General features: G+C 74.6%; 8 protein-coding genes. 4 read left to right on the top strand and 4 right to left on the bottom strand.

The window, feature by feature from the left end; translation table 11 throughout:
- The 3 genes from E2C05_RS26145 to E2C05_RS26135 all read left to right on the top strand — a co-directional run.
- On the top strand, positions 1-1,219 hold a 1,219-nt coding region (locus E2C05_RS26145), incomplete at its 5' end, for a leucyl aminopeptidase family protein (protein WP_133222593.1).
- A 612-nt stretch (positions 1,220-1,831) separates the two neighbouring features.
- Positions 1,832-2,293: a DNA polymerase III subunit chi gene (locus tag E2C05_RS26140; protein ID WP_133222592.1), complete on the top strand. Its 462-nt coding sequence runs from the start codon at positions 1,832-1,834 to the stop codon at positions 2,291-2,293.
- A 32-nt stretch (positions 2,294-2,325) separates the two neighbouring features.
- Positions 2,326-2,583 carry a hypothetical protein gene (locus E2C05_RS26135; RefSeq protein ID WP_240046896.1) on the top strand — a complete coding sequence of 86 codons (258 nt, stop codon included), beginning with the start codon at positions 2,326-2,328 and terminating at the stop codon, positions 2,581-2,583.
- A 43-nt stretch (positions 2,584-2,626) separates the two neighbouring features.
- Here the strand turns inward: E2C05_RS26135 and E2C05_RS26130 are convergent, their stop codons facing one another.
- Positions 2,627-3,607, bottom strand: a complete 981-nt coding sequence (locus E2C05_RS26130; protein ID WP_133222591.1) for a Bug family tripartite tricarboxylate transporter substrate binding protein — start codon at positions 3,605-3,607, stop codon at positions 2,627-2,629.
- Positions 3,608-3,875: 268 nt separating this feature from the next.
- Between E2C05_RS26130 and E2C05_RS26125 the strand changes: the two genes are divergently transcribed.
- Positions 3,876-4,052: a hypothetical protein gene (locus tag E2C05_RS26125; protein ID WP_158292376.1), complete on the top strand. Its 177-nt coding sequence runs from the start codon at positions 3,876-3,878 to the stop codon at positions 4,050-4,052.
- A 301-nt stretch (positions 4,053-4,353) separates the two neighbouring features.
- Here the strand turns inward: E2C05_RS26125 and E2C05_RS26120 are convergent, their stop codons facing one another.
- The 3 genes from E2C05_RS26120 to metE form a co-directional block, all read right to left on the bottom strand.
- Positions 4,354-4,794 (bottom strand): nucleoside deaminase, encoded by a 441-nt coding sequence (locus E2C05_RS26120; RefSeq protein WP_192912524.1) that lies wholly within the window; start codon positions 4,792-4,794, stop codon positions 4,354-4,356.
- An 80-nt stretch (positions 4,795-4,874) separates the two neighbouring features.
- A complete protein-coding gene (locus tag E2C05_RS26115; protein WP_133222589.1) occupies positions 4,875-6,293 on the bottom strand; it encodes an amidase in 1,419 nt (472 codons plus the stop codon).
- Between the two features lie 108 nt (positions 6,294-6,401).
- A partial coding sequence (metE, locus tag E2C05_RS26110; RefSeq protein ID WP_133222588.1) for a 5-methyltetrahydropteroyltriglutamate--homocysteine S-methyltransferase occupies positions 6,402-7,483 on the bottom strand: 1,082 nt, incomplete at its 5' end.

Below are 7,483 nucleotides of genomic sequence, written 5' to 3'. Positions count from 1 at the left end.
CCCGCTGGACTGGGAAGTGGCGGGCGGCACCGCCGCCGCCGGCGCGGCCCAGCGCAAGCGCCTGACGCTGGACGCCCGCGGCCTGCCGCCCGATGCCGCGGCGGCGCTGGCCGTCGGCGCCTGCCTGCGCGCCTGGCGCTTCGACCGCCACCGCCGGCCGGATGGGACGGCGCTCGCCTCGCTCGACCTGCTGGTGGACAGCCCGAGGGCGGTCGCGCCGGCTTGGGCCCGCGCCGAGGCCGGCCTGCGCGGCTGCCTGCTCGCCCGCGACCTGACCGCCGAGCCCGGCAACCACCTGACCACGCGCGCCTTCGCGGCGCGGCTGGAAACCCTGGCGGAGCACGGCATCGCCGTGGATGTGCTGGGCCGCAAGCGGCTGCAGCGGGCGGGGCTGGGCGCCTTGCTCGCGGTCGGCGGCGGCAGCGCCAACCCGCCGCGCCTGGCCGTGCTGCGCTGGCGCGGCAGCCATGCCGCGCCGCCCGTCGCCTTCGTCGGCAAGGGCATCTGCTTCGACACCGGCGGCATCAGCATCAAGCCGGCGCAGGGGATGGAGGCGATGCGGGGCGACATGGCCGGCGCCGCCGCCTGCGCCGGCGCCATGCTGGCGCTTGCCCTGCGGCGGTCCCCGGCGCCCGCCATCGCGGTGCTGGCCCTGGCCGAGAACGCGGTGGGGGAGGCGGCCTATCGCCCCGGCGACGTGTTGCGCACCGGCGCGGGCCGCACGGTGGAGGTGGTGGACACCGATGCCGAAGGGCGGCTGGTGCTGGCGGATGCGCTGCACGTCGCGCGCCGCTTCAAGCCGCAGGTCATGCTGGACCTGGCGACGCTGACCGGGTCGATCGTCACCGCGCTGGGCCATCACCGCGCCGGGCTGTTCGGCACCGATGCCGCGCTGCTGGCGCAGGTGGCGGCGGCGGGGGAGGCGGTGGGCGAGCCGCTCTGGCCCATGCCGATCGGGCAGCGGCACCGCGAGGACCTGCGCAGCGACATCGCCGACCTGAAGCAATGCGCGACCGGCACGCGGCTGCCGGATGCCTGCCATGCCGCGGCCTTCCTGCGGGAATTCGCCGGCGACATCCCCTGGGCGCATTGCGACATCGCCGGCGTGGCGCAGCGGGCGGAGCCGGCGGCGCTGGGCCCGAGGGGCCCGAGCGGCTTCGGCGTGCGCCTGCTGGACGCGCTGGTGGCGCAGTTCTTCGAGGATCCCGAGCGGCACTGACCGCGCCGCGCCGGACTCCCGGCGCCGGGCCGTACGGGCGGGCGACGGGGCCGGCGTTGCGGCCAGCCCGGGTTGCGATGCCGCGACCCTGGCCTTCGTGGACTTGGTCCAGGCCGGGCGTGGCGGCGACGCTGCGGCGCTGCCTTGCCGGAGGCTGCCGGCGCGATGGCGGCCGATGCTGGCGGCGCATCATGGCCAGGCGGACCGGGCGTCGGTGCCGCCGGAGGCCGCCGCCCAACCGGAGGTGGAGGCTGCGCATCGCCAGGCGCCGCCGGCCCTGGCCGCCTGCCAAGGCGAGCGGAGGGCATGGCGATGGTCGCCCGGGTATTCGACCGGCGGGCGGTCCCGGGCCTGCCGCGAGACACGGGCGCTGGCCGGTGGCACGGGGCTGACGGCGGCATCGGGCGAGCCGGCGCACATGCGATGCGGTCAGGGTTGCGTCGGGCATGCCGCGCGGCGGCATCGCGCTGCGCCGGCCCTCTGCCCGATGCCTCTCCCGCCGCGTGGCCGTGGCACTCATCGCCTTCGGTCGTGGCGGAGGCGCGGCCCCCAGTCCCTCGCGCGCACCGTCGGCCGGCAGCGCGGAGTGTGCTAAGTTGCGGTCACGACGCCATGGCCGAGATCGCCTTCTACCACCTGACCCGCACGCCGCTGGACCAGGCGCTGCCGAAGCTGCTCGGCCGCGTGCTGGCGACCGGCGGCCGTGCCCTGGTGCTGTGCGGCAGCGAGGAACGCGTCGCCGCGCTCGACGCTGCCCTGTGGCTCTCGCCCGACCCGGATTGGTTGCCGCATGGCACGCCGGCGATGGGGCAGGCGCAACACCAGCCGATCTGGCTGCAGGCCGAGGATGTGGGGCCGGATGGCGCGCCGAACCGCGCCCGCTTCCTGGTGCTGGTGGATGGCGCGGACAGCGCACATCTGCCGCTGTTCGACCGGGTGCTGGACCTGTTCGACGGCGCCGACCAGGCGGCGGTGGAAGCCGCCCGCCGGCGCTGGAGCGCGGCCAGGGCGGCCGGCCATGCCCTTTCCTATTGGCAGCAGGGCCAGCGCGGCTGGGAGAAGAAGCAGGGATGACCGGCTGGCGCAGGGCTTGCAGGATCACGCCCATGCGCATCCGTCGCCGCCATCCATCCCCGCCGCCGCTGCCCGAAAGCGCGGCACCGCCGCCGCGGCCCGGCCACAACAACGGCCCGCCGCTGGACCCCGAGGAGTCCTGGCGCGGCTTCGTCTGGCGGAAGAAGGTGAAGCAGGCCTGGAAGGCGCCGCGGGAGATCGCGCTGCGCCGCCTGGCCCGCGCCGAGGAACTCGGCATGACCTACCGGGAATACACGCTCGAGATCCTCGAGCGCGGGCGCTACCTGTAGCGGCCGCCGCCGCGTCCCGGATGGCGCCCGCTGCCTGCCGGCGTCATCCCTCCAGCCGGATCCCGGTCAGCTCCACCAGCCCCTTCCAGCGCGCCACCTCCGCCCGCTGGAAGGCGGCGAATTCCACCGGGGCGAGCGGCGCCGGCGTGAAGCCCAGCGTGCCGAGGCGGCCGACCATCTCCGGCTCCGCCAGGATGCGCGGCACCGCGGCCGCCAGCCGCGCCACCGCTGCCTCCGGCGTCCGGGCCGGGCCCCAGAGCCCGAACCAGGCATCCACCGCCAGGGCGGGGGCGCCCGCCTCGGCGAAGGTCGGCACGTCCGGCACCTCCGGCAGGCGGCGCGGCGCGCCGATGCCGAGGGCCCGCAGCCGACCGTCCCGCACCAGCGCCACCACCTGCGGCCAGGTGGAGACGAAGAAATCCACCACCCCGCCCACCGTGTCGGTCGTCGCCTGGGCGCCGCCGCGATAGGGGACATGGGTGGCGGACAGCCCCTCCCGCCGCACGAAGCTCTCGGCGATCACATGGCTGGCGGACCCGACGCCGGAGGAGGCGTAGGTGAGGCTGCCGCCGCCCTTCCCGCGCGCCGCCAGGTCGGCCAGCGTCCGCGCAGGGGAGGTCGCGGGCACCACCAGGGCATGGTGCACCTCGGCCAGCCGGCCGATCGGCGCGAAATCCGCCACCGGGTCGTAGGGCAGGTCGCGCACCATGGCGGCATTCGCCGCATGGGTCTGGTTGTTGCCGAGCGCGAGGGTGTGGCCGTCCGCCGGCGCCGTCGCCACCGCCAGGGTGCCCACCACCGCGGCGCCGCCCGGCCGGTTCTCCACCACGAAGCCCGGTCCCGGGATCGCCACCGCCAGCCGGTCGGCGAGTGTGCGCGCCAGCACATCCGTGCTGCCGCCGGGGGGATAGGCGAGGACGATGCGGACGGGGCGGGACGGCCAGGTCTCGGCCCGGGCCGGGCGGGTGGCAACCAAGCCCGGCAGGGCAAGCGAAGCGGCAAGCAACCGGCGGCGGGCGGGCATGGGCGGCATATCCTCCTCGATGGATTCGATCCTGGTTCTAGACCGGCCGGTCGTGGCGGCAACGCCGCGGCGCCACGACGATGCAGGGACTTGGCCTCCAGCAATCGTGAATTCTAAGTGTATCGAAGCCGGAGTCGGAGAAACATTCAGTATTGTTTCTGCCGTGATTGCGCCACACGAGTTGTGCAATACTGCCCGCGCAGTCAGGGAAACGGATCATGCCGTGCGGGATCGCATATCCCACCAGGACGGGCCAGGGGTGACGCGCATGGACAAGCGCACCGATCCCTGGGGCGACTTCCTGCGCCGTCTCCTGCTGTCCGCCAGCCTCGCCGGCACGGCCCTGCCGGCCGCGGCGGCCGAGGAACCCGAATCCCCCCCGGCTGAGGTGGCCGAGGCGGATCTGCCGGCCGCGCCGCTGGTGGTGGAGCCGGCAAAGGCCTGAAACCCGGGGCCGATGTCGGGAAGTCCGCCCGGCCGCATCGCGCGCAGCGCCGATATGGCGGATGCGCGCCAAACACAGTGATCCTGCCGGTCAGCCTCCTTTTGGCCTTCATGGTTTCTTCCCGGCCACCCCGACCGGCATCCGATCCCCTGGCGCCGGACCCCCGGCGGACATGCCCCGGCGCCCGCATCCCAGGGGCGGCCAAGCCAGGATCGCCAGAACCGAAGGCCGCGCTGCGGCACCGCCTCGGCGATCGGGCGGCTGCGCGCCCCGCCGAAGCGGGGCCGCGCCAGGGCGCGCCCTATCGCCGCGCCGCGAAGAAGGCCCGCAGCAGGGCGGCGCAATCCGATTCGCGCACACCCCCCACCACCTCCGGCACATGGTGGCAACTCGGCGCGGCATAGACCCGCGCGCCATGCTCCACCCCGCCGCCCTTCGGGTCATAGGCGCCGAAGGCCACCTGGCGGATGCGGAAGAAGCTGGCGGCCTGGGCGCACATCGGGCAGGGCTCCAGCGTCACGGTCAGCGTGCAGTCGCCCAGCGCCTTGTTGCCGCGGGCCGCGGTGGCGGCGCGCAGCGCCAGCATCTCGGCATGGGCGGAGGGGTCGCGGCGCGCCTCCACCTCGTTGCCGGCGCGCGCCAGCACCGTCCCGGCGGCATCGGTGACCACGGCACCCACCGGCACCTCCCCGCGCGCGGCGGCGGCGCGGGCTTCGGCCAAGGCAAGGTCGATGGGGCGCATGCCCGGCGCTTATACGCGATGCGCGCCGGCTGCGCCTGCGGCCAACCCTCCCGCCGCCGGCGGGCGGCGCCCCGCCGGCGTCAGGCGGCCAGCGGCGGCCGGTGCTGCGCCCAGGGCCGCGCCGCCTCGAAGGCCGCGCTGGCCTGCAGCACGCCCAGGTCGTCGAAGCGCCGGCCGACGATCTGCAGCCCCACCGGCAGCCCGGCCGGGGTGAAGCCGCAAGGGACGCTCGCCGCCGGGCTGCCGGACCAGTTGAAGGGGTAGGAAAACTCCGCCCACATCAGCCAGTCCCAGGGATGCTGCGGCCAGTGCGGCGGCTGCAGCCTGTCCGCCGGGAAGGCGGCGACGCTGACGGCGGGCGAGAGCAGGAAATCCCAGCCCTCCATGAAGGTGTGGATCTGCTGGATGTAGGCGAAGCGGCGTTCCCGCATCTGCATGAACTGCGGCACGGTCCAGTCCGCCGCCGACTTGATCATGGCGACGAAGCCGGGATCCATCCGGCTCTCGAATTCCGGCAGGTGGCGCAGCCTTGCGGTGAAGGTCGCCGGCCAGAAGAAGCGGACCAGCTCGGGGCCCAGCCTGCCCCAGTCCGGCGTCACCTCCTCGACATGCGCGCCCATCGCCGCGAAGGCCTTCACCGCGTCTTCGACGACCGCCGCCACCTCCGGGTCCACCCGGGCATGGCCGAGGTCGCGCGTATAGGCGATCCGCCTGCCCTTCATGTCGGCGGCCTTGAGCTGCCCGGCATAGTCCTGCGGCGGGCTTTCCAGGCTGGTGAAGTCCCAGGGATGCGGCCCGGCGATGGCCTGCAGCATCAGCGCCGCATCCTCCACGCTGCGGGTCAGCGGGCCGACATGGGTGGCGAGGTCGTTGTTCGAGATCGGCCAGCTCGGCACCCGGCCATAGGTCGGCTTCAGCCCATAGACGCCGGAAAATGCCGCGGGCATGCGGATGGACCCGGCGCCGTCGCCGCCCTGGTGCAGCGGCCCGTAGCCGCAGGCGGCGGCGACGCCGGCGCCGGAGGAGGAGGCGCCCGCATTCAGCCCATGGCCCCAGGGGTTGTGGGTGATGCCGGAGATCGGCGCCTCGCTGACCCCCTTCCAGCCCCATTCGGCGGCCGAGGCGGTCTTGCCCAGCATCATGCCGCCGGCCTCCAGCAGCCGCGTCACCACCGGCGCATCCACGTCGGGGATGGTGCCCTGCATCACCGCCGTGGCGTAGTCGGTCCGCACGCCCTTGGTCGGCTGCAGGTCCTTGATGGTGACGGGGATGCCTTCCAGCAGCCGCGGGGCCTCGCCGGCCAGGAACACCGCCTCGGACCGCGCCGCCGCGGCCAGGGCATGGTCCGGTGTCACGCGCATCATCGCATTCACCCGCGGATCGACGCGCTCGATCCGCGCCAGGATGGCGCGCACCACCTCGACCGGGGAGAGCTCGCGGCGGCGGTAGAGGCTGCCCAGCTCGGCGACGCCGAGCCAGCCGATTGCGTCGGCGTCCATGGTCCGCGGATCTCCCCGATGTCGCCCGGCGCAGTCTCGGCCGCCACCGCCCGCTGTCAACCGCGACGGCCCGCATCCCGCCCCGGCAGGCGGGATGCGGGCCGCGCCTCATGCCGGCTCGGCGCGCAACTGCCGCGCCGCCGCGACCAGGTTCGCCATCGCCGGCCGCACCTCCGCCCAGCCCCGCGTCTTGCAGCCGCAATCGGGGTTGAGCCAGAGCCGCTCCCGCGGGATGCGCTCGGCCGCGCGGGCCGCGAGCCGCGCCATCTCCGCCGCCGCCGGCACGCGCGGGGAATGGATGTCCCAGACGCCCGGCCCGATCGCGTTCGGGTAGTCGAAGGCGGTGAAGGCCTGCAGCAGCTCCATGTCGCTGCGCGCGGTCTCGATCGAGATCACGTCGGCATCCATCGCCGCGATCTCGGCGATGATGTCGTTGAACTCGCTGTAGCACATGTGCGTGTGGATCTGGGTGTCGTCCCGCACCGCGCCGGCCGAGAGGCGGAAGCAGGCGACCGCCCAGCGCAGGTAGTCGGCGCGGTCGGCGGCGCGCAGCGGCAGGCCCTCGCGGATCGCCGGCTCGTCGATCTGGATGATGGCGATGCCCGCGGCCTCGAGATCCGCCACCTCGTCGCGGATCGCCAGCGCGATCTGGCGGCACACCGTCTCGCGCGGGATGTCGGCACGCACGAAGGACCATTGCAGCATCGTCACCGGCCCGGTGAGCATGCCCTTCATCGGCTTCGCCGTCAGCGACTGCGCATAGGCCGACCAGCGCACCGTCATCGGCGCCGGGCGGGAGACATCGGCCCAGATGATCGGCGGCGCGACGCAGCGGCTGCCATAGCTCTGCACCCAGCCATGCCTGGTGAAGGCGTAGCCCGCGAGCTGCTCGCCGAAATACTTCACCATGTCGTTGCGCTCGAACTCGCCATGCACCGGCACGTCGACGCCGATCTCCTCCTGCCAGCGGACGGCCTCGGCCGTCAGCCGCTCCATCTCGGCGTCGTAGCCGGCCTGGTCGATCCCGCCGCGCGCGAGCCGGGCGCGCAGCGACCGCACCTCGGCGGTCTGCGGCCAGGACCCGATGGCGGTCACCGGCAGCGGCGGCAGGCCGAGCCGCGCCTGCTGCGCCGCCGCCCGCACCGGCCAGGGGCTGGCGCGCCGCTCCATCGCCGGCGTCGCCGCGGCCA

Source organism: Paracraurococcus ruber, assembly GCF_004353985.1.
Classification (GTDB): domain Bacteria; phylum Pseudomonadota; class Alphaproteobacteria; order Acetobacterales; family Acetobacteraceae; genus Paracraurococcus; species Paracraurococcus ruber.
Note: the sequence above shows the minus strand (reverse complement) of the source record. Positions and strands in the feature narration are given on the sequence as shown.